This is a genomic window from Paracoccus limosus (assembly GCF_009711185.1).
GTDB lineage: Bacteria > Pseudomonadota > Alphaproteobacteria > Rhodobacterales > Rhodobacteraceae > Paracoccus > Paracoccus limosus.
In genome coordinates this window covers 142,324-162,623 of sequence record NZ_WMIF01000006.1, presented here as the reverse complement: position 1 = coordinate 162,623, position 20,300 = coordinate 142,324, and the positions used below count along the sequence as shown (strand labels likewise).

Genomic DNA, 20,300 nt, shown 5'->3' with positions numbered 1-20,300 from the left:
GATCAGCATCCCGTGCTCGGCCTCCGATAATCATCGAAGGCACAATGGACCCAACCCCCGGTCGGTGGGGTCCCTTTTGGACGCCGATCACCCCAGAAGCGGGGTCCTTATTGCAAGCCGTTCAACATCGAGGACCTGCAAGAGGTTCGCGGGTATATCCGCGACCATATGAAGGGGCTGGAAGCGAGGCTTGACCAGCTATCGACCCGTTCCGGACCATCCGAGGGCTGGGTTACGCCGCCGATTTATCGCCCCGGCATGGAACATGATCTGCGCGCCAAGGTCGCGACGAGCGAAGCGGCAGACAAGCTGCGCGGCGCTGATCTGGAAGCCGTGGCGCGGGATACCAATCTGGCCGAGGCGACCGTGCGCCGGGTTGTGGATCGCCTGCTGGCAGAGCCTGACGGCGGGAGGGCTTCGGCATGACAGGGTTGCAAAAAGACTGGATGAGCATATCCGAACTGGCGCGGCTAGCAGAGGCAGAGAACATCTTGGGCATTCCACACACAAGGCGGGGGATGCAATATTTCCTTAACAAACATGGAATTGTTGATGATCCGAGCCTGTGCCAGCCTGCATCAAAGGGAAGGGCTCCAAGGGTGTTTCACCGCAGCATTCTGGACCGCGCAATCAGGTGGCGAGAGCCCAATTCTTCGCCAAAAACGACAACCTGTGTCGAAAAGTCCCGGCCGCCCGCTGCGGCTGCGCTAGACCTATCGACTGTCAGGAATTCGGCGCTGCTGGGTGAATTGCTGACACGGGTTTTTCGAGCTTTGGGGGATGAAGATGGCAGATCGTCTTGACCTCACGGTGTCGGTGCCCGCCGACGAATGGGCGTATATGCAACGGCGTCTCGCGTGGTTCGAGGCGCTCTTGCTGCGGATCGTCCGCGACCGGGCCGCTTTCCCGGAATGGCACGATGCGGGTCAGCTTGCCGACCTGCGCTTGCCCGGCCTGCCAGCATCCCGCAGTGCCATCGCCCAGAAGGCCAGCCGCGAGGGCTGGACCCGGCGCGCCGCCAAGGGCCGCCGGGTGCTGTTCCATGTGTCCAGCCTGCCCGCGCGGGCCTTTGACGCTCTGATCGCCCGCATCCTCGACCTGCCCGAGCTCGAGGCCGAAACCGATGCCCTGTTCACCCTGCCCACGCCGCCCGCGCCCGAGGTGCTGGCCGAGAACGCCACGCCCGCTTGGGTGCTGCCCCTGATGCGGCTGATCCGGCAGGAAGGCGATCTGGCGAAAGCATGGCGCGCGCTGCCCGACCATCTGCCGGAGCACGTTCCGTTGCCCGATGTAGAGGACGCCGCCAAAATGCTGGTCAAGCTCAAACTGATAAAGGGGCATTGATGGCGGCGGAAAATGGGGATGCCTGCAAATGGTTTACGGCTGGCGAAGCCGCCAAATTGACCGAAGTCCATCAAGTTTCGGGAGTACCGGCGACCCGCTGGGGCATGACGAAGCGGCTCAAGGGCGATAACGGCGCAGGCCCGTCGCCGGGGCGCTCGCTTGGTCTACCCCTACGGCTATGCCAACGGCTGGCGTGAGGCGCTGCACCCGACCGACAGCGAGGCCCACCTTGATTACGACGGCCAGCCGCTGCGGTCGTATCTGTCAGCACCGCCGGCGTAATCCTTGAAGGGGCCTTCAATGGCCCCTTTTATCGATTTCGCGGTGTCAGGATTGAACGCATTGGATGGGGATCCCAACACTGCCGACAAAATTTTTTTCCGCCAAAGCTAGTCCATCATTCCGCCAAAGCTGGCCCGCCGCCACAGATATTTTCCCGTCCGGAAGCTAGAGCGTCATTGTCCGGAAGCTGGCCCGCCGCAACATTCATAACGGGATGCGGTTCCACCACGGTTCCACGCATACCAGAAGCAAAAAGGCCGCCCCAAAGGGACGGCCTTTTTCGCAGGAAAACCAGTTGGATAACTGGTGCCGGTGAAGGGACTCGAACCCCCGACCCCATCATTACGAATGACGTGCTCTACCAGCTGAGCTACACCGGCACTTCTGATGCCGCGCCGGATAGCAGGTTCCGGCGCGGGCGAAAAGGGGTGTCAGCGATTTTTCGCGATCGAGGCACTTTCTTCGGGCGGCTCGACATCCGGGCGCACCGGCAGCACGTCGCCATCAAGCGCCGAGGTGCGGCTGGCCGCACGCTCGGGCGCAGGCTCAGCGGGCTTGGGCGCGGCGGTACGGACCGGCTCGGGCTCGGGGTCGGTCACGGTCATCGCCGGCTCGTTGACGCTGCGATAATCCGATTCGCGCGGCACCATGCCGGGGGCGACATGCGCCACCTCTTGTCGGGCCGGCTTTGCGGGCTCGGCCTTGGGCGCGGGCGGCACCTCCTCTTCGGCGTCATCGACCATGCCGGGGCTTGCCGCCGGCTTGCGCACCGGCTCGGGTGCGGGCTGAGGCGCGGCTTGCGGCACAGGCTGGGCCGGGACCGTCGCCGGCACCGGATGGGCCGCGCCATTGGCCTTGCCGCCGACGAGCAGGGGCAGCAACTCGATGCCATTGGGAACGACGCCGCCGCTGGCCCCTTCGGGTTCGCGCCATGTCAACGTGTCGAAACCGCCGCAGCTGTCGCAGGTCGGGCTCCAGTCGGCCATGATGTTGTGGCACTTGTCGCAGACCCATTGCGGGCCGCGGCTGGCCGTCATCGCCCGCGCCAGAGTGCCGCGCACCACGGCATCATCGGCGCCCTCGCCGCGTTCGACGGCGGCAAGGATCGACAGCGAGCGCACGGTCGGGTGCTTGATCGCCAGATCGCCCAAGGCGCGCCGGGCGCCGGGGAAATCCTCGGCTGCCAGCAGCAGTTCGGCCTGCAGCAGCTTGGTTTCCTCGTTGTCGGGGTTCTTGCGGATCAGATCCTCGAACCGGCGCAGCCGCGCGGCCGGGGTTTCGTCCGGCACGATGTCGGCAAAGGTCGCGGCGATGGCAGGATGGGGCCGCACGCTCCAGGTCTTTTGCAGCACGCGAGTGGCATTGCGCAGATCGTTCTGGGCGATGTAGCTGCGGGCGGCCAGCACGGCGGCCGGAATCAGGTCGGGGCTGGCGCGGCTGGCCGAGATCGCGGCCTCGCGGGCGCTGATCGAATTGCCCTCGGCCAGCACGTCCGAGGCCTCTTTCAGCGCCAGCACCGCATCGCGGCGGATATGCACGTCCTGCGGCAACAGCCCCTGCTTGCGCTTGTCCTTCAGAACCGCGCGCGCGCCCTTCCAGTCACCCTCGCGGGTCTGCAGTTGCAGCAGCGTGTCCTGAACGTCGGCATTGCGCGGCTTCAGCGCATAGGCCTTTTGCGCCAGTTTCAGCGCGGTGGCGGTATCGCCCTCATCCAGTTTCTGCCGCATCAGGCCGCGCACGCCGACAAAGCGGGTGCGGTCGTCGCCCAGCAGACGGCGATAGACCTCGGCCGCGCGCTGGCTGTCGCCGGCGACCTCGGCCGCCTGTGCGGCCAGCAGATCGGTAACATGCGGCTGGTTCAGAAACTTGGCCGCGCGCGCCGCCTTGTCCAGTGCCAACCGCCCCTCGCCCGAGGCGACGGCCAGCATACCTTCGGACAGTGCCTCATAGCCCTTGCGCTCGCGCGAGCGGGCGAAATAGCGGTTGATCGCGGTTTCATCGCCCAGCAGGAAACGCAGGAAGGCCACGCCAAAGCCCAGCAGCTTGAACAGCAGCCAGCCCAGAAACAGCAGCACGACCAGGCCGATCAGCGCCTGCACCGGGCCCAGCGAATATTCGACGCCGCCATAGACCAGCCGCAGGGCATGGCCCTGTTCGGACAAATGCACCGCGCCCAAGGTGACCGCCAGAACGACGGCAAAGAAAATCAGTATCTTCAATGCGGAAAGCAGCATGATGACCCCCTAGCGCCCGCCTGCGGCCAATGCGGCCAGCGCGGCATTGGCATCCGTCCAGGTCTTGGCCCGGCCAACCCATTGCGCCATGGCCTCTTGCGCCGGCTGCGGCAGAGCGCCGATTTCGGCCAGAGCCCCGGCAATATCGCCGCTTTCGACTGCCGCATTGGCGCGCGACAGCACCGCATCGGGGTCCGAGCCCTCGCGCGGCTCGACCGAGCGCGCCCCGGTCTGCACGCGCAGGAAATTGCCCAGAGCGCTCATCGTACCTTCGCCACTGGCGGAATCGCGGGCGGCCTTCAGTCCGGCACGGGCAGCGGCGGGAAACTCGGAGCGCAATTCGGCGATGCGGGGCACATCTGCGGTCAGCACCGCGGGCACTTCGACGCCCGAAGCCTGCAATTCGGCCAGCGCCTGATCGCGCGGCGCGCCGTTCTCGATGGCTGCGATCAGGGCCGAGGCGGCAGCGGCGGCCTGCGCGCGCCGATTGGCGGCTTCGGTCGATTGCTGCAATTGTTCGGCCTGCTGTGCAAGGGTCTGGACCTGCGCGGCGGTGGCCGGATCAACGGCGGGCCGTGCCGCCAGCTCGTCCAGCCGGCTCTGCTGCTGTTCGACCCGGCTTGCCAGCGCATCCAGCGCCGATTGCGGGATGCCCGCCGGGGCCTGCTGGCCCAAGCGGCTGCCCAGATCAGCGACATTGCGTTCCAGCGCCGCAAGCTTGTCGGCCAGATCGGCCGGCAGATCGCCCGTAGCCGAGGCGGCGCCCGGCGTGGCATCGGCCAGAACCTGACGCGCGGCATCGGTGCCGGCCTCGGCCGCGCGGGTGGCCAGCGCATCGGCCTGGGTCTGGAACTCGGCGCGGGCAGCATCGACGCCGGCCTGACGCGCGGCATCAAGCTGCGAGTCCGAGAGTGCGGCCTCGGGGACCACCGGCTGCCATGCGGCGGGCAGATGCGGGATCACCCAATAGCAGGCGGCGGCACCCAGCCCGGCTGCGACCACGCCGCCAAGGAAGGTCGGGAAAAAGCCGACGCGGCGCGGCGCGGGCTGCGCAGAGGCGCGCGTGCTGACCGGGATGCTGCTGACCGGGGCCGCCGAGGGCGTGGCAGCGTGGGTGACGGCGGGTTTCGCGGCCGGGCCTTCGGCCTTGGCGGCGGCGCTGTCGCCGGGTTTGACCGTGGCGGGCTTGGCCGCTGCGGCATCGCCGGCGGGCTTCTTGGCCGCAGCCGGGCGGGCCGGATCGGGGCTGCCGACCAACGTCGAGTCGATCACCGGTTTGGCCGAACCGTCCTGAGGCTTGGTCGCATCACCCGCCCCGGTCGCCCGGCTTTCGATCGCGGCGCCGGCAACAGGCTGGCGTTTCGCATCGGCTGCAGGGGTGGCAGGGTCTTGGCTGGATGTCTTGTCTTGCTCTGTCACTCTGAAATTCCCCGTAATTTTCAGCCTCTTGACCACATGCTCGGGGAGTGGGTGACGCCCCGGTTCGCCTTACGGCCGGATTTGCCTTCGGCATCACTCTAGTCGGCGCCTCGCGGCGTCTCAACCCACCCTCAGCGGGTTTGTTCCGCAGCCAGCAGGCTTTCGACCGCGCACGCAACCCCTGCGGCATCGGGGCTTTGCGCCACAACCTGCCGCGCAAGCGGCCCCGACCATGCCGCAGCGGCTGCCGGGCTGATCGGCGCCAGCCACAAGGGCGCGCGCCCCCCCGCCGCCGCTTCGGCCAACAGGCGGGCGGAACGCGGCGAAAACAGCGGCAGGATCACCGCCCCGGCACCGGTCAGCAGGTCCTGCGCGGCACGGCTTAGCGGCTGGGCCTGCTGGTCATAGACGGCGATGCCGGGCAACGGCAGTTCACGCGCGACATGGGCGCCATGGACATGCAGCCAGCCCGGCCCCAGATCCCGCAGCAGGGGCAGCATCCCCAGCGCATCACCCGGCCCCTCGGTCACCTCATAGCCGGCCTGACGGGCATCGCGCGCAGTCGCCGGACCGACGCAGATCGCCGGCCGCCCCTGCCCCGGACCGGCGGCGGCCACGCCATGCGCCGAGGTAAAGACCAGCCCCCGCGCCTGCGCCACCGCCGCCCGGTCATGCGGCAGCGGCAGGATGCACAGGATGGGCGAGATCACCACCGGCAGGCCCAGCGGCGCCAGCCTTGCGGCAAAACGTCGCGAGGCGGCCTCGGGGCGGGTCAGCAGGATGGTCGGCGGCATGGCATTCGGCCCACTTGGGTGCTAGTGGAACATGCCTAGGCCACAGGGCCATCGCGGACAAGGACGAGCATGGAACCGATCTTTCTGGGCATCGAGAGCAGCTGCGACGACACCGCCGCCGCCGTGGTGCGCGGCGACGGCACCATCCTTGCCTCGGTCGTCGCGGGCCAGACGGCGCTGCATGCCGATTTCGGCGGCGTCGTGCCGGAAATCGCCGCCCGCGCCCATGCCGAAAAGCTGGATCTGTGTGTCGAGCAGGCGTTGGAGCAGGCCGGGCTGGGGCTGGCCGATCTGAACGGCATCGCCGTGACCGCCGGGCCGGGGCTGATCGGCGGCGTGCTGGCCGGGGTCATGCTGGCCAAGGGGCTGGCGGCCGGATCGGGCCTGCCGCTGGTCGGCGTCAACCATCTGGCCGGCCATGCGCTGACCCCGCGCCTGACCGATGCCGTGGCCTATCCCTATCTGATGCTGCTGGTTTCGGGCGGGCATTGCCAGTTCCTGTGGGTCGAGGGGCCGCAATGCTTCACCCGGCTTGGCGGCACCATCGACGACGCACCGGGCGAGGCCTTTGACAAGGTGGCCAAGCTTTTGGGCCTGCCGCAACCCGGCGGCCCTTCGGTCGAGGTGGCGGCGCGTTCGGGCGATCCGCGCCGCTTTGGCTTTCCCCGGCCGCTTCTGGACCGGCCCGGCTGCGACATGAGCTTTTCGGGATTGAAAACCGCCGTGCTGCGCCAGCGCGACCAGTTGGTCGCCGAACAGGGCGGGCTGCATGAACAGGACCGCAGCGACATCTGCGCGGGCTTTCAGGCGGCGGTGGCCGATGTGCTGGCGGAAAAGACCCGCCGCGCGCTGGAACAGACCGGCGCGCCGCTTCTGGCGGTGGCGGGCGGGGTCGCCGCCAATCAGGAATTGCGCGCCGCACTTTTGCGCGTGGCCGAGACCGCCGGCGCGCGCTTCGTCGCCCCGCCGCTGCGGCTTTGTACCGACAATGGCGCCATGATCGCCTGGGCCGGGATCGAGGCGTTCCGCGCCGGCCAGCGCGACGGCATGGACCTTGCCGCCCGCCCGCGCTGGCCGCTGGACCAGCGCGCGGCGCCGATGCTGGGCGCGGGCAAGCGGGGGGCCAAGGCATGAGCGTCGCGGTGATCGGCGCCGGTGCCTTTGGCACGGCATTGGCGGTGGTGCTGGCCAGCAAGGGCCCGGTCACGCTGTGGGGCCGCGACATCGGCTGGAGCGAGAATCCGCGCCTGCCCGGCATCGACCTGCCCCCTGCCCTGCGCCTGACCGACCGGATCGAGGATTGCGCCGCCGAGACCGTGCTGCTGGCGCTGCCGGCGCAGGTGCTGGGCGGGTTTCTGGCCGAACAGGCGCAGTTTTTCGACGGCCGCAATCTGGTCAGTTGCGCCAAGGGGATCGACCTGTCGACGCTGCAGGGCCCCTCGGCGCTGATCGCTGCGGCTTGTCCGGCGGCGACGGTGGCGGTGCTGACCGGGCCCAGCTTTGCCGCCGATATCGCACGCGGCCTGCCGACCGCCCTGACGCTGGCCTGCGCCGATCCCGACAAGGCCGAGACCTTGCAGGCGCAGCTTTCGACCGCCTCGCTGCGGCTTTACCGCACCACCGACGTGACCGGGGCGGAACTGGGCGGCGCGCTGAAGAACGTCATCGCCATCGCTGCCGGGGCCGCCATCGGCGCGGGCTATGGCGACAGCGCTCGCGCCAGCGTGGTGACGCGCGGCTTTGCCGAGATGACGCGGCTGGCCGCAGCCCTTGGCGCCCGGCCCGAAACGCTGGCGGGGCTTTCGGGTCTGGGCGATCTGGTGCTGACCTGCACCTCGGAACAGTCGCGCAATTTCCGCTATGGCCTCGCCTTGGGTGCGGGGCGCGACTTTGCCGCCGGAACCACGGTGGAAGGCGCCGCGACCGCCCGCGCCGTCGCGGCGCTGGCCCCGAAACTGGGGATCGAACTGCCGATTTCCCAACTGGTGGCCGGGCTTGCCGAGGGTCGCGTCGCCATGAAACATGCGCTGGACATCTTGCTGAACCGTCCCCTGAAGGAGGAATGAATGCCCTATTTCGCCGTGATCTGCCGCGATGCCCCCGGCATGTTGGAAACCCGCCTTGCCGTGCGCGAGCGGCATCTGGACCATCTGGGCCGCCGCGCCGGCGTGCTGGTCGCCGGCCCCTTCATCGAGAACGACAAGCCCTGCGGCTCGTTGCTGATCGTCGAGGGCGAGAGCCTTGCCGAAGTGTCGGACTGGGCCGGTTACGACCCCTATGCCGAGGCAGGCGTCTTTGCCTCGGTCGAGATCGTCGAATGGCGCAAGGTCATCGGCTGATGGCGCATTGGCTGTTCAAGTCCGAGCCCGATGTCTTCAGCTTTGACGACCTGATCGCCAAGGGCGAGACCGGTGAGCAATGGGACGGCGTGCGCAACTATCAGGCCCGCAACAACATGCGGGCCATGAAGCTGGGCGAGCGCGGGTTCTTTTACCATTCGAACATCGGCAAGGAGGTCGTCGGCATCTGCGAGGTGGTGGCGCTGGCCCATCCCGACACCACGGCCGACGATCCGAAATGGGAATGTGTGGACCTGAAGGCCGTCGCCCGCGTGGTACGCCCGGTCACGCTGGACGAGGCCAAGGCCGAACCCCGGCTCAGGGACATGATTCTGGTCAACAATTCGCGCCTGTCGGTGCAGCCGGTTTCGGATGCCGAATGGGACGCGATCCTTGAAATGGCCGGCGGCACCCTGCCGCTATAGCAACATCCGCGCGCGCCCGGCGGGCGCCGCCCCTCAGGCAGACTCCCAAGGGAAGACGACATGGCACGCAGCCCCAAAATCATCGCCGATCGGCCCACGACGAAACGCATCGGCGCGTTGCGGGCGCTGTGGCCCTTTATCCGGCCCTATCGCGGGCTCTTGGCCTCGGCGCTGGTGGCGCTGGTGGTGACCGCCGGCATCAGTCTGGTGCTGCCCCTGGCGGTGCGCCGCGTGGTCGACGGGTTCGACGCCGGGGCACGGCTGCTGGACCAGTATTTCGGGGCGGCGGTCGCCATCGTGGCGCTGCTCGCCCTTGGCACCGGCATGCGGTATTATCTGGTGACGCGACTGGGAGAGCGTGTCGTCGCCGATATCCGCGAGGCGGTCTTTGACCGTGTGATCACACTGAGTCCGGCCTTCTACGAACGCGTGCTGACCGGCGAGATCATCAGCCGCATCACCACCGACACCACGCTGATCCAGTCGGTGATCGGCTCGTCGGTGTCGATTGCGCTGCGCAACTTCCTGATCCTGATCGGCGGCATGGGGATGCTGCTCTGGACCTCGGCCAAGCTTTCGGGTCTGGTGCTGCTTCTGGTGCCGCTGGTCGTGGTGCCGATCATCGTGCTGGGCCGGCGGCTGCGGGTGCTGTCGCGCGAAAATCAGGACTGGATCGCGCAAAGTTCGGGCGCGGCCTCGGAAAGCCTGCTGTCGGCGCAGACGGTGCAGGCCTTCACCCATGAGGGCCCGACCCGCGCCCGCTTTCGCGAAGTTACCGAGCGCTCTTTCGATTCGGCGCTCAGCCGGGTGCGGACGCGCACGGTGATGACGGTGATCGTGATCTTTCTGATCTTCTCGGGCGTGCTGGGCGTGCTCTGGGTCGGCGCGCGCGACGTGCGGGCCGATGTGATGAGCATGGGTCAGCTGGTCCAGTTCGTAATCTATGCCGTTCTGGTCGCCGGCGCGGTCGGCGCGCTCTCCGAGATCTGGGGCGAATTGCAGCGCGCCGCCGGCGCGACCGAGCGCCTGACCGAACTGCTGAGCGCCGAGGACACGCTGACCGATCCGGTCGATCCTCTGCCGCTGCCGCGCCCTGTCCAAGGCCGGATCGGGTTCCGCAACGTCAGCTTCCATTACCCCTCGCGCCCCGAGGTTTCCGCCCTTGAGGGCGTCACGCTGGACATCCAGCCCGGCGAGACCGTGGCACTGGTCGGCCCCTCGGGCGCGGGCAAGACCACGGTGGTGCAATTGCTGCTGCGATTCTGGGATCCGGCCTCGGGCACGGTCAGCATCGACGGCATGGATCTGCGCCGCATGGCCCGGGCCGATTTCCGGCAGGCCATCGCGCTGGTGCCGCAGGACCCGGTGATCTTTGCCACCACGGCGCGCGAAAACATCCGCTTTGGCCGCCCCGGTGCCAGCGATGCCGAGGTCGAGGCTGCCGCCCGCGCCGCGCATGCCGATGAATTCCTGTCCGCCCTGCCCGAAGGTTACGACAGCTATGTCGGCGAACGCGGCGTGATGCTGTCAGGCGGGCAGAAACAGCGCATCGCCATCGCCCGCGCCATCCTGCGCGATGCGCCGATCCTGCTTCTGGACGAGGCGACCAGCGCGCTGGACGCCGAATCCGAACGGCTGGTGCAGGCGGCGGTGGACGAGCTGACCCGCACCCGCACCACGATCATCGTCGCGCACCGGCTGGCGACGGTGAAAAAGGCCGACCGCATCGTAGTCTTTGACCATGGCCGCATCGTGGCGCAGGGCCGCCATGACGAGCTGGTGACGCAGGGCGGCCTTTACGCCCGGCTGGCGCGGCTGCAATTCACCGAGAGCCTGGCTTCGTGACGCCCGGCGCCGCATAGACGGCCGCCCAGAACACGGTGCGGCCGTCGGTGCCGATGGCCCGGCCGATACCGACATCGCGCAGCTGCGGGATCAGGATATTGGCCAGATGCCCGGCCGAGCCGTTCCACTCGGCCAGCACCCTGTCTTGGCCAAAGGGCCCGGCGGCGATGTTTTCGGCGGTGATGCGCGGCGCATAGCCACGCGCCTTGACCCGTTGCGAAGGCCCCGAGGTCGCGCTGCCGCCATGGCTCATCAAACCGCGCCGCGCCATGTCGCAGGCATGTGCGGCCGCCGCAGCCGACAGCCGGGCATCGGGCACGACGGGCGCCAGACCGCGCGCCGCCCGCGCGGCATTGGTGGCCCGGACGGCCGCTTCGGCCTCGGCCGGCGTGGTGGCAGGGCAGGTCGCGGGGCCCGGTGCGCTGGCCTGCACATCGGGATAACCGTCGGGGTGATGGCTGACCACACCCGCCGTCGGCGCGGCACAAGCCGCCAGCCCCGCACAGGCGATGCCGCAAATGACCGCCCGGATCGCCGGGCCCTGCGCAATATGTTTCTTCATCCCGACCCTGAGAAAAGGGTTTTCGCCCGACTGCCCGCCAGCGTAGCATTGCAGGCAGGCATGACCAATGCAAAACGCCGGGCAGCAGGGAACCCGGACCGGCGGATAGCGTTTGTCATTGAAACCAAAGCTTAAAGGAGTTGGCGATGGCGATCTGGGACTTCGTGAAGGACGCAGGCAAGTCGATCTTCGGGGGCGAGGCCAAGGCCGAAGAGGCCCCCAAGGCTGCAGCTCCGGCGCCCGCCGCAGGCGCGGCCAGCGATGCCGAAACCGACCGCAAGGTCGCCGCGCTCAAGGCCGAGCTGGCGCAGCTGGGGCTGACCGCGAATGACGTGCACCTGACCCTGCGCGGCGGCGATACCGTCGTCATCAAGGGCAAGGCCCGCGATCAGGAGACGCTGGAAAAGCTGATCCTTGCGGTCGGCAACATCAAGGGCATCGCCCGCGTCGAGCTGGCCGACGATCCCGGCACGGCCGCCCCGGCCAAGCCGCCGCTGTTCCATACCGTGAAAAAGGGCGAGACGCTCTCGGCCATCGCCAAGCAATATCTGGGCGACGCCAACCGCTATCGCGAGATCTTCGAGGCGAACCGGCCGATGCTGTCGCATCCCGACAAGATCTATCCCGGCCAGACCTTGCGTATTGCGCAAGGCTGATATGCAGCGCTGACAGCTCTTTGCTGGTTCCGCGGGCAGATCGCGATCTTGCCCCGGACCTGTTTTCTGGCCCATGCTGCCGACTGCCGAAGTGGCGGTCGGCAAGCATGTGGGAGGACGGATCATGGCCAGGTTTGCAACCATCGCCGACCGAGACGCGGTCGAAGCGGAAATGCCCTATGCGCAGCGCGATCTGCCGGCCACGGTCTACCGGATGCTCAGCCGCACGCGCGAACGCCATCCAACGCGCCCGGCGATCAGCTTTCAGCTGCTCTCGGACCCGCGCTCCAAGGCGGTGACGCTGAACTGGAACGAGCTGCACGAGCGCGTCACTGAAACCGCCAATCTGCTGCGCAATCTCGGCATCGGCCCGACCGATGTCGTGGCCTATCTGCTGCCCAATTGCATCGAGGCGCCCATCGTTCTGTTGGCGGGGGCGACCGCCGGGATTGTGAACCCGATCAACCCGCTGCTGGACGCCGAGCAGATCGCCGGCATCCTGCGCGAAACCGGCGCCCGCATTCTGGTGACGCTGAAGCCGTTCCCGAAATCGGACGTGGCGCAAAAGGCCGCCGCTGCCGTGGCGCTGGCCCCCAATGTCAAAACCGTGCTCGAAGTTGACCTGCGCCCCTATCTGTCGGGGCTGAAACGGCTGGCCATTCCCTTTCTGCGGCCCCGGATCGAGACGCAAAATCAGGCGAAATATCTAGACTTCGAGGCCGCGGCCAGCGGCCACCGCCACAACCGGCTGACCTTCGACGAACCCGAAGGCGACCGCGTCTCGGCCTATTTCCACACCGGCGGCACCACCGGCACGCCCAAGGTCGCCCAGCACAAGCAATCGGGCATGATCTACAACGGCTGGCTGGGCGCGAGCATGCTGTTCACGGCGCAGGACGTGCTGATGTGCCCGCTGCCGATGTTCCACGTCTTTGCCGCCTATCCGGTGCTGATGTCCTGTCTGGCCTCGGGGGCGCAGCTGGTGATGCCGACCCCGGCCGGCTATCGCGGCGAGGGGGTGTTCGACAATTTCTGGAAGCTGATCGAACGCTGGCAGGCCAGCTTCCTGATCACCGTGCCGACCGCGATCGCCGCGTTGATGCAGCGCCCGCTGGATGCCGACGTGTCGTCGCTGCGCATCGCCATCTCGGGCTCGGCACCGCTGCCGATCGAGCTTTACAACCGCTTCAAGTCCACCACCGGCGTCGAGATCGCCGAGGGCTACGGCCTGACCGAGGCCACCTGCCTCGTATCCTGCAACCCGATCGAGGGGCTGAAAAAGACCGGCTCGGTGGGCATTCCCCTGCCCTATACGCATGTGCGCATCCTCAAACGCACCGGCAGCGGCTTTCAGGAATGTGCCTGCGACGAGGTCGGCGAAATCTGCATCGCCTCGCCCGGCGTCTATGAGGGCTCGACCTATACCGAGGCCGACAAGAACCGCGACCTGTTCGCAGAAGGCCGCTTTCTGCGCACCGGCGATCTGGGCCGGGTCGATGCGGATGGCTATCTGTGGATCACCGGCCGGGCCAAGGATCTGATCATCCGCGGCGGCCACAATATCGACCCGGCGGTGATCGAGGACGCGCTGCTGGCCCATCCCGCCGTCGCCTTTGCCGGCGCCATCGGCCAGCCTGACAGCTTTGCCGGCGAACTGCCCTGCGCCTATGTCGAGCTGGTCGCGGGCAGCAATGTCACCGCCGAGGCGCTGCTGGAGCACGCCCGCACCCATGTCCACGAACGCGCCGCCATCCCCAAGCATATCGAGATCCTCGCCGAACTGCCCAAGACGGCGGTGGGCAAGATCTTCAAGCCCGATCTGCGCAAGCTCGCCATCCGGCGCGTGTATGATCATGCGCTGGCGGCGGCCGGTCTGCCGGTCTCGGTCGCCGAGGTGATCGACGACCGCAAGCGCGGCCTGACCGCCGTGCTGATGCGCAATGGCGTGGTGGATGACGCGGCGGTCCAATCCTGTCTGGGCCAGTTCACCCTGCCCTGGATCTGGTCCTGACCGCCTGAACCGGACCGCTGCGGAAAGGGCGGGCAGCCCGCAACAGGGCCGCCCGCGACAGCGACAAGGCATCTGGGCAAGCCGCCGTCGCGCCCTGCCCGGTCGAACCGATACACCCTTACCACCACGTTCGGGCGCATCGCCCGCCGCCTTGTCCCGGCCCCTTCTGCTTAGACTGCGGGCAGGCCGGCGGCAAACGCCAAGCATCCGCGATTTGATGCAAGAACGCGGCAAATGCGCTTGGTTCGCCGCACCGGCTCGGCTAGGGTCGCGCCGAAATAGCATTGCAGGAGAGCAGCATGGCGCAACGCCTTCACCTGGTGTTCGGCGGCGAACTCGTGGACCCGACCCGGACCGAATTCCGCGACACCGCCAACATCCATATCGTCGGCATCTTCCCCGATTACGCCAGCGCCTTTTCCGCATGGAAGGCCGAGGCACAGCGCACGGTCGACAGTGCCCATACCCGGTATTTCATCGCCCATCTGCTCCGGCTGCGCGACGAGGAAATGGCCGCCAGCCCGACCGAGGAACTGGGCAACTAAGCCCGCATGGCACCGGCCGGATCGAAAACCGCCGCGCTGGCGCTGTGGCTGCATCTGCGCCGCCGCGCCGCGCTGGCGCAGACGGTCGGAGACCTGGCCGAACCGCCCCCCGGCGAGGGGCCGCTGGTGCTGGTGCATCTGTCGGAACGCGCCGACGACCCGCCACCTCTGGCCGGGCTGATCAAGGCGATGCTGTCGCGCCGCCCCGGCCTGCGCTTTGCCTTTACCGGCGCCCCCGCGCCCGAGGGCCTGCTGACGCCCGAACTGCGCGCCATCCATCTGGGCCTGCCGCGCGATCCGATCCTTGTGCAGGACGTGATTGACCATCTCAATCCACGGGCGCTGCTGCTGCTGGGCGACCAGTTGCCGGCGGCGCTGATCACCGGCATGGCCGAGGCGCAGCGCCCGGTGATCCTGGCCGAGGCGCGTCTGGTCTCGTATGATCGCGCCGGCACCTGGCGCGGGCTGATCAACAGCAGCCTGATGACCCGCATCCGCCATGTGCTGGCCCCCGACCCGACCGCCGCCGCCGCCGCCCGACAGCTGGGCGCGCCGCCCGAACGCATCGAGGTCACCGGCCCGGTGGCCGGGATCCTGCCGCCGCTCTCTGCCAACGAGGCCGAGCGCGCCGCTGTCGCGCATATCCTGCGCGGCCGCCATGTCTGGCTGGCAGCGACCCCGACCCTGCCCGAGGCCAAGGCGGCACTGGCCGCCCATGCCGCGACCCTGCACCACAATCACCGCGCGCTGCTGATCCTCGCCGGCCTGCCCGCCGCCATGATCCCAGAAATCCAGTCCGAGCTGGAAACGCTGGGCCTTGCCGCCGTGCTACGCTCCGAGGACGAGGACCCAGAGGCCGATGACCATGTGCTGATCGTCGAGGACACCGACGAGATGGGCCTGTGGTATCGGCTCGCCCCGGTCTGCTTCATGGGCGGCACGCTGCTGCCCGGTGCCGGCCTTGCGCCGCGTCACCCGTTTGAGCCGGCGGCACTGGGATCGGCGATCATCCACGGCCCCCGCCCCGGTCCGCATGCGGCGGAATGGGTGCAGCTCGACGGGGCCGGCGCCGCCCGTCTGGTCACCGGGGGCGAGGCGCTGACCCGCGCCGTGGCCGATCTTTCTGCCGCCGATCAGGCGGCGCAGCTGGCCAGCAACGCCTGGGCGGTCAGCACCGGCGGCGCGGCGGTATTGCGCCGCATCTCCGATACCGTGATCGACGCGATGGAGAACGTGGAATGAGCCGTCGCACCCCCGAATTCTGGTTCCAACCCCCGGGCCTGACCGCGCGCCTGCTGGCGCCTTTGGGCGCGCTCTATGCGCGCGGCTCGGCGCGCAGGCTGGCGCATGGCAGCCGCGCCCGGCTGGATGTCCCGGTGATCTGCATCGGCAATATCAACGCCGGCGGCACCGGCAAGACGCCCAGCACGATCATGCTGGCGCAAAAACTGATGGCGCGCGGCGTGGCGGTGCAGATCGTCTCGCGCGGCTATGGCGGCAGCGAAAAGGGCCCGCTCCGCGTCGACGAAGCCCGCCATACCGCCGCCCGCGTCGGCGACGAGCCGCTGCTGATGGCGGCCTTCGCGCCGGTCTGGGTCGCCGATGACCGGCGGGAGGGCGCCCGCGCCGCCATCGCCGATGGCGCGCAGGCGATCCTTTTGGACGACGGCTTTCAGGATCCGCGTCTGGCACATGATCTGTCGCTGGTGGTGGTCGATGCCGCCAAGGGCTTCGGCAATGGCCTGTGCATCCCGGCCGGGCCGCTGCGCGAGCCGGTGGATCGCGGGCTGGCGCGCGCCGACCTGCTGCTGTCGATCGGCGATGCCGAGGCGCAGGCGCGATTCTCCGCCCGCTGGGACGGACGGCTGACCCTGCCGCATCTGCGCGGCACCCTGCAACCGCTGCAGACCGGCATGGACTGGCAGGGGCTGCGGGTGCTGGCCTTTGCCGGCATCGGCCATCCCGACAAATTCTTTGCCACCCTGCGCAGCCTCGGGGCCGAGATCGCCCGCGCCGAGCCGCTGCAGGATCACCAGCCCTTCACCCCGGCCCTGCTGACCCGGATGGAAACCGAGGCACGGCTTCTGGGCGCCCAACTCGTCACCACCGAAAAGGACGCAGCCCGCCTGCCGCGCAGCTTCCGCCCCAAGGTGCTGGCGCTGCCGGTCCGGCTGGAACTGGAAAACCCCGCGCCGCTGGACGAACGGCTGCAGGCGCTGGGACTCTGATCCCCGCACCCCACCCGCTTCTTTCGTGCAAAAATATCCCGGGGGGAGCGCCTGCGGGCCCCCATCGGGGGCACTCAGGCGTGGGGGGCAGCGCCCCCCGACCCCAGTCGGGGCGAGGCGCGCTCCAGCGCCAGTTCGGCCCCTGAAAACCGGATCGGCAGACGGACGCCGGGGATGCCCTCGGGCGCGATCTGCATGCCGCGCGCGATGATCTGCGGATCGGCAAAGACATCGGCCATGTCATTGATCGGCCCCGCCGGCACGCCCTGCACCTCCAGCGCCGCCAGCAGCGCGTCACGCGCCCAGCCCCGCGTCACCGCCGAGATCGCGGCGCTCAGCGCCTCACGATTGGCGATGCGATCGGCATTGCTGGCATAGGCCGGTGCCAGCGCCAGCCCCGGCAGGCCCAGCACCTCGCACAACCGGCGATATTGCGCATCATTGCCGGTGGCGATGATGATCCAGCCATCGGCGCAGTCGAAGACCGCATAGGGCACCAGATTGGGATGGGCATTGCCCAGCCGCTGCGGCGCCTCTCCGGTGGCCAGATAGTTCATCGCCTGATTGGCCATGACAGCGGTGGCGACATCGAACAGCGCCATGTCGACCTGCTGGCCGCACCCGGTCTGCTGACGCTGCTGCAACGCCGCAAGGATGCCCACGACCGCATAGACGCCGGTGAACACATCAACCACGGCCACGCCCACCTTTTGCGGCTGGCCCTCGGGCGCGCCCGTCACGCTCATCAGGCCGGACATGCCCTGAATGATATAGTCATAGCCCGCACGATGCGCATAGGGCCCGTCCTGACCAAAGCCGGTGATGCTGCAATAGACCAGTCGCGGGTTCAGCGCGGCAAGGCTGGCATAATCCAGCCCGTATTTCGCCAGCCCACCAACCTTGAAATTCTCGATCACCACATCGGCATCACGGATCAGCTCGCGCAGGCGGGCCCGATCCTCGGGGTTGCGGAAATCGGCCAGAACCGAATCCTTGCCCCGGTTCGCAGCGTGGAAATAGGCGGCCGAGCGATCGCCCTCGCGCTCGATGAAGGGCGGGCCCCAGCGGCGGGTGTCATCGCCCTCGGGGGCCTCGACCTTGGTGACCGAGGCGCCCAGATCGGCAAGGATCTGACCGGCCCAGGGGCCGGCCAGGATGCGGGCCAGTTCGACGACCTTCAGACCCGCAAGCGGTGTCATCACTTGGCGCCGGCGGCGGCCAGCTTGGCGTCGATGATCTTTTTCATGTCGTCCCAAGGCTGGTTCTGGACCTTTTCGCCGCCGATGACAAAGCTGGGCGTGCCCTCGACATTGTCGGCGGTGGCGTTCTTCTGGAAGGTGGTGACCAGATCGGCGACCTTCTGCTTGTCGGCCCAGCAGGCGTCCATCTGCTCGGTGGTCATGCCGGCCTTGGCGCCGATCTTGCGCAGGTTGGCCGCGATCTCGTCGCCGGTCTTGGCGTCCAGCCAGGTCTTTTGCTCGTCAAACAGCATGTCCGAGACGGCGTAATATTTGTCGTCGCCGCCGCAGCGGGCCAGAATGCCGGCCCACAGGCCCACCGCGTCAAAATAGACGTCACGCTGGATGAACTTGACCTTGCCGGTGTCGATGTATTCCGCCTTCAGCTTGGGCAGGTTCTCGGCATGGAAGGCGGCGCAATGCGGGCAGGTGAAGCTGGCATATTCGACGATGGTCAGCGGCGCCTCGGCCTTGCCCAGCACGATATCGGCCAGCACCTTGCCTTCGGGCATCTGGTCGGCAGCGGCCTGAGCCTGCGCTTGGGCGGGTGCCGGGGTCGTCTCGGCCGGCTTCGCGTCCTGCGCAAAGGCAGGCGCGGCGACGGTCATCGCGGCAGCCACGGCTGCGATCACGGAGCGGCGGAACAGGGTCATGAATGGGCCTTTCGGTCGTTGGCGTCCCGGCGGGACAGGATGTTCAACGCCATCTGCCGCATAGCGGCCGATAGCTGGGGATCAGTGAAACTTTCGGCGATGCGCTCAGCCTGCGCCATCTTTCCCGGATCGGGTTCAGCCTTTTTGCGGGTGGCAAAAGGGGTCTGCCCTTCGGCAAAGCCCTGTGCCAATTGCCCGCGAAAGCCGCCGCCTTCGGCAAATCCCGTCGGCGCGGTCTGGGTCAGGGTGATGCGCGACACCGCGTTGAAGCCGTAGCAGGCATTCACCTTGGCGCGGATCTGTTCCAGCTGCATGGTGATCAGCGGCGCGCGCGCACCCGGAACCAGCAGCACCAGCGTCGCGCCAAAACCCTTGCCATGGCTGATCTTGACCGGGCGGGTATGGGCGGCAAGCTCGGGGCCGACGACCTCATGCCAATGCGTCAGCAGCCGCGCCACGGCAAAGCCCCGGCTTTCGCCCACCGTCCGCACCCGGTGCGCCACCAGACTGGCGGCCGCCTCGAAGCCGCGCATCCGGCGGCGCGGCGGTGTATCGGCTTTCTTCTGGGCCATGCCGCGACCATATGGTTAACGTTGCCGCGCAGTCTGGACCGGACCGCGCCCGGATGCCAGAGCGGAGAGACTGAAATATGCGTGACCCTTTGGTGATATCAGCCGAATTGCTGGTCTGGTATGACCGCCATGCCCGCGTCCTGCCGTGGCGGGTGCCGCCCGGCGGCACGGGCGCCGATCCCTATCGCGTCTGGCTGTCCGAGGTGATGCTGCAACAGACCACCGTGGCGGCGGTGAAAGCCTATTTCGAGCGGTTCACCCTGCTATGGCCAACCGTTCAGGATCTGGCCGGCGCCGAGGATGCGCAGGTCATGGCCGAATGGGCGGGGCTTGGCTATTATGCCCGCGCCCGCAACCTTCTGGCCTGCGCCCGCGCCGTGGCCGATCTGGGCGGCTTTCCCGCCACGCGCGAAGGGTTGGCCGCCCTGCCCGGCATCGGCCCCTATACCTCTGCCGCCATCGCCGCCATCGCCTTCGACCAGCCAGAGACGGTGGTCGATGGCAATGTCGAGCGCGTGGCGGCGCGGCTGTTCGCCGTCGAAACGCCGCTGCCCGCCGCCAAGCCCGAACTGACCGCGCTGGCGGCCCGCCTGACGCCGCCTCAGCGCCCCGGAGATCATGCGCAGGCGATGATGGACCTGGGCGCCACCATCTGCACCCCGCGCAGCCCGGCCTGTGGCATCTGCCCGGTCATGGCCCATTGCGAGGCTCGCGCCAGCGGCATCGCCGCCGATCTGCCGCGCAAGGCCGCGAAAAAGCCGAAGCCCCTGCGTCAGGGCACGGTCTGGATCGGCTTCGATGCCGGTCGCGTGCTGGTCGAAACGCGGCCGGATAAGGGGCTGCTGGGCGGCACGCTGGCCTTCCCCTCGACCGGCTGGGATGGCAGCGCGCTGGCGGCCCCCGCCCCGGCGGATTGGCAGGAAATCGGCATCGTGCGCCATGTCTTTACCCATTTCGCGCTGGATCTGGCGGTGATGCAGGGGCGCTTGACCGGCAATGCCGAACGCGGCACGCTGGTGGCGCTGGATGATTTCCGCCCCACCGCCCTGCCGGGATTGATGCGCAAGGCATGGAGCCTCGCCCGCCCTGAAACAGCAAGCCCTGCGACGATGCGTCATGCTGGCAAGCCGTCAACCAACACGCCATAGTTGCA

General features: G+C 68.2%; 21 protein-coding genes and 1 tRNA gene. 14 read left to right on the top strand and 8 right to left on the bottom strand.

All coding sequences use genetic code 11. The features are described from left to right. Positions 1-258: 258 nt before the first annotated feature. The 3 genes from GL279_RS06635 (at position 259) to GL279_RS19565 (ending at position 1,626) form a co-directional block, all read left to right on the top strand. Positions 259-426 (top strand): hypothetical protein, encoded by a 168-nt coding sequence (locus GL279_RS06635; RefSeq protein WP_155063837.1) that lies wholly within the window; start codon positions 259-261, stop codon positions 424-426. A gap of 360 nt (positions 427-786) precedes the next feature. Continuing rightward, positions 787-1,344, top strand: a complete 558-nt coding sequence (locus GL279_RS06630; protein WP_170293930.1) for a DNA-binding protein — start codon at positions 787-789, stop codon at positions 1,342-1,344. A gap of 159 nt (positions 1,345-1,503) precedes the next feature. Then, entirely contained in the window at positions 1,504-1,626 is a 123-nt protein-coding gene (locus GL279_RS19565; protein ID WP_281348959.1) for a hypothetical protein, read from the top strand. A 304-nt stretch (positions 1,627-1,930) separates the two neighbouring features. On the opposite strand, the gene GL279_RS06625 is transcribed toward GL279_RS19565, so the two are convergent. The 4 genes from GL279_RS06625 to GL279_RS06610 all read right to left on the bottom strand — a co-directional run bounded on the left by GL279_RS06625 (position 1,931) and on the right by GL279_RS06610 (position 6,073). Next, positions 1,931-2,006: transfer RNA gene (locus tag GL279_RS06625), tRNA-Thr, on the bottom strand. 51 nt (positions 2,007-2,057) lie between these two features. After that, the gene (locus tag GL279_RS06620; protein WP_155063835.1) at positions 2,058-3,860 is read right to left on the bottom strand and encodes a heme biosynthesis HemY N-terminal domain-containing protein; all 1,803 of its coding nucleotides are present in this window, start codon (positions 3,858-3,860) and stop codon (positions 2,058-2,060) included. A 9-nt stretch (positions 3,861-3,869) separates the two neighbouring features. Further along, positions 3,870-5,279, bottom strand: coding sequence for a COG4223 family protein (locus tag GL279_RS06615; RefSeq protein ID WP_246175202.1), 1,410 nt, complete (start codon positions 5,277-5,279; stop codon positions 3,870-3,872). 131 nt (positions 5,280-5,410) lie between these two features. Then, positions 5,411-6,073, bottom strand: coding sequence for a uroporphyrinogen-III synthase (locus GL279_RS06610; protein WP_155063834.1), 663 nt, complete (start codon positions 6,071-6,073; stop codon positions 5,411-5,413). A gap of 69 nt (positions 6,074-6,142) precedes the next feature. On the opposite strand from GL279_RS06610, the gene tsaD reads away from it, so the two are divergent. Genes tsaD through GL279_RS06585 form a run of 5 tightly spaced genes read left to right on the top strand, consistent with a single transcriptional unit; the run spans position 6,143 to position 10,682 of the window. Further along, the gene (tsaD, locus tag GL279_RS06605; RefSeq protein ID WP_155063833.1) at positions 6,143-7,207 is read left to right on the top strand and encodes a tRNA (adenosine(37)-N6)-threonylcarbamoyltransferase complex transferase subunit TsaD; all 1,065 of its coding nucleotides are present in this window, start codon (positions 6,143-6,145) and stop codon (positions 7,205-7,207) included. Beyond that, the gene (locus tag GL279_RS06600) at positions 7,204-8,139 is read left to right on the top strand and encodes an NAD(P)H-dependent glycerol-3-phosphate dehydrogenase (RefSeq protein WP_155063832.1); all 936 of its coding nucleotides are present in this window, start codon (positions 7,204-7,206) and stop codon (positions 8,137-8,139) included. The genes tsaD and GL279_RS06600 overlap by 4 nt, the downstream gene beginning before the upstream one ends. Further along, positions 8,140-8,412, top strand: a complete 273-nt coding sequence (locus tag GL279_RS06595) for a YciI family protein (RefSeq protein ID WP_155063831.1) — start codon at positions 8,140-8,142, stop codon at positions 8,410-8,412. Continuing rightward, on the top strand, positions 8,412-8,837 hold the full coding sequence (locus tag GL279_RS06590) for an EVE domain-containing protein (protein WP_155063845.1): 426 nt from the start codon (positions 8,412-8,414) through the stop codon (positions 8,835-8,837). Before GL279_RS06595 ends, GL279_RS06590 begins: the two co-directional genes overlap by 1 nt. Positions 8,838-8,897: 60 nt before the next feature. Further along, positions 8,898-10,682, top strand: coding sequence for an ABC transporter transmembrane domain-containing protein (locus tag GL279_RS06585; protein WP_155063830.1), 1,785 nt, complete (start codon positions 8,898-8,900; stop codon positions 10,680-10,682). On the opposite strand, the gene GL279_RS06580 is transcribed toward GL279_RS06585, so the two are convergent. Continuing rightward, entirely contained in the window at positions 10,660-11,244 is a 585-nt protein-coding gene (locus GL279_RS06580; protein ID WP_155063829.1) for a CAP domain-containing protein, read from the bottom strand. The genes GL279_RS06585 and GL279_RS06580 overlap by 23 nt on opposite strands. A gap of 146 nt (positions 11,245-11,390) precedes the next feature. Here GL279_RS06580 and lysM point away from each other — a divergent pair, with 146 nt between their 5' ends. The 5 genes from lysM (at position 11,391) to lpxK (ending at position 16,684) form a co-directional block, all read left to right on the top strand. Next, positions 11,391-11,900: a peptidoglycan-binding protein LysM gene (gene lysM / locus GL279_RS06575; RefSeq protein ID WP_155063828.1), complete on the top strand. Its 510-nt coding sequence runs from the start codon at positions 11,391-11,393 to the stop codon at positions 11,898-11,900. Positions 11,901-12,024: 124 nt separating this feature from the next. Next, positions 12,025-13,911 (top strand): acyl-CoA synthetase, encoded by a 1,887-nt coding sequence (locus GL279_RS06570; protein ID WP_155063827.1) that lies wholly within the window; start codon positions 12,025-12,027, stop codon positions 13,909-13,911. A gap of 299 nt (positions 13,912-14,210) precedes the next feature. Next, complete coding sequence (locus GL279_RS06565) at positions 14,211-14,456, top strand: DUF4170 domain-containing protein (protein ID WP_155063826.1); 246 nt, start codon at positions 14,211-14,213, stop codon at positions 14,454-14,456. 6 nt (positions 14,457-14,462) lie between these two features. Then, complete coding sequence (locus GL279_RS06560; RefSeq protein WP_155063825.1) at positions 14,463-15,698, top strand: 3-deoxy-D-manno-octulosonic acid transferase; 1,236 nt, start codon at positions 14,463-14,465, stop codon at positions 15,696-15,698. Next, entirely contained in the window at positions 15,695-16,684 is a 990-nt protein-coding gene (lpxK, locus tag GL279_RS06555) for a tetraacyldisaccharide 4'-kinase (RefSeq protein WP_155063824.1), read from the top strand. Before GL279_RS06560 ends, lpxK begins: the two co-directional genes overlap by 4 nt. Before the next feature lie 74 nt (positions 16,685-16,758). Here lpxK and GL279_RS06550 read toward each other — a convergent pair whose 3' ends face one another. From GL279_RS06550 to GL279_RS06540, 3 genes are read right to left on the bottom strand one after another with little or no spacing between them, the layout of a single operon-like run. Further along, positions 16,759-17,886, bottom strand: a complete 1,128-nt coding sequence (locus GL279_RS06550; protein ID WP_343039728.1) for a CaiB/BaiF CoA transferase family protein — start codon at positions 17,884-17,886, stop codon at positions 16,759-16,761. Continuing rightward, positions 17,883-18,575 carry a DsbA family protein gene (locus GL279_RS06545; protein ID WP_155063822.1) on the bottom strand — a complete coding sequence of 231 codons (693 nt, stop codon included), beginning with the start codon at positions 18,573-18,575 and terminating at the stop codon, positions 17,883-17,885. Before GL279_RS06545 ends, GL279_RS06550 begins: the two co-directional genes overlap by 4 nt. Further along, a complete protein-coding gene (locus GL279_RS06540; protein WP_246175200.1) occupies positions 18,572-19,147 on the bottom strand; it encodes a DUF721 domain-containing protein in 576 nt (191 codons plus the stop codon). The genes GL279_RS06545 and GL279_RS06540 overlap by 4 nt, the downstream gene beginning before the upstream one ends. A gap of 77 nt (positions 19,148-19,224) precedes the next feature. Between GL279_RS06540 and GL279_RS06535 the strand changes: the two genes are divergently transcribed. Further along, entirely contained in the window at positions 19,225-20,295 is a 1,071-nt protein-coding gene (locus GL279_RS06535; protein ID WP_155063821.1) for an A/G-specific adenine glycosylase, read from the top strand. The last annotated feature ends 5 nt before the right edge of the window (positions 20,296-20,300 follow it).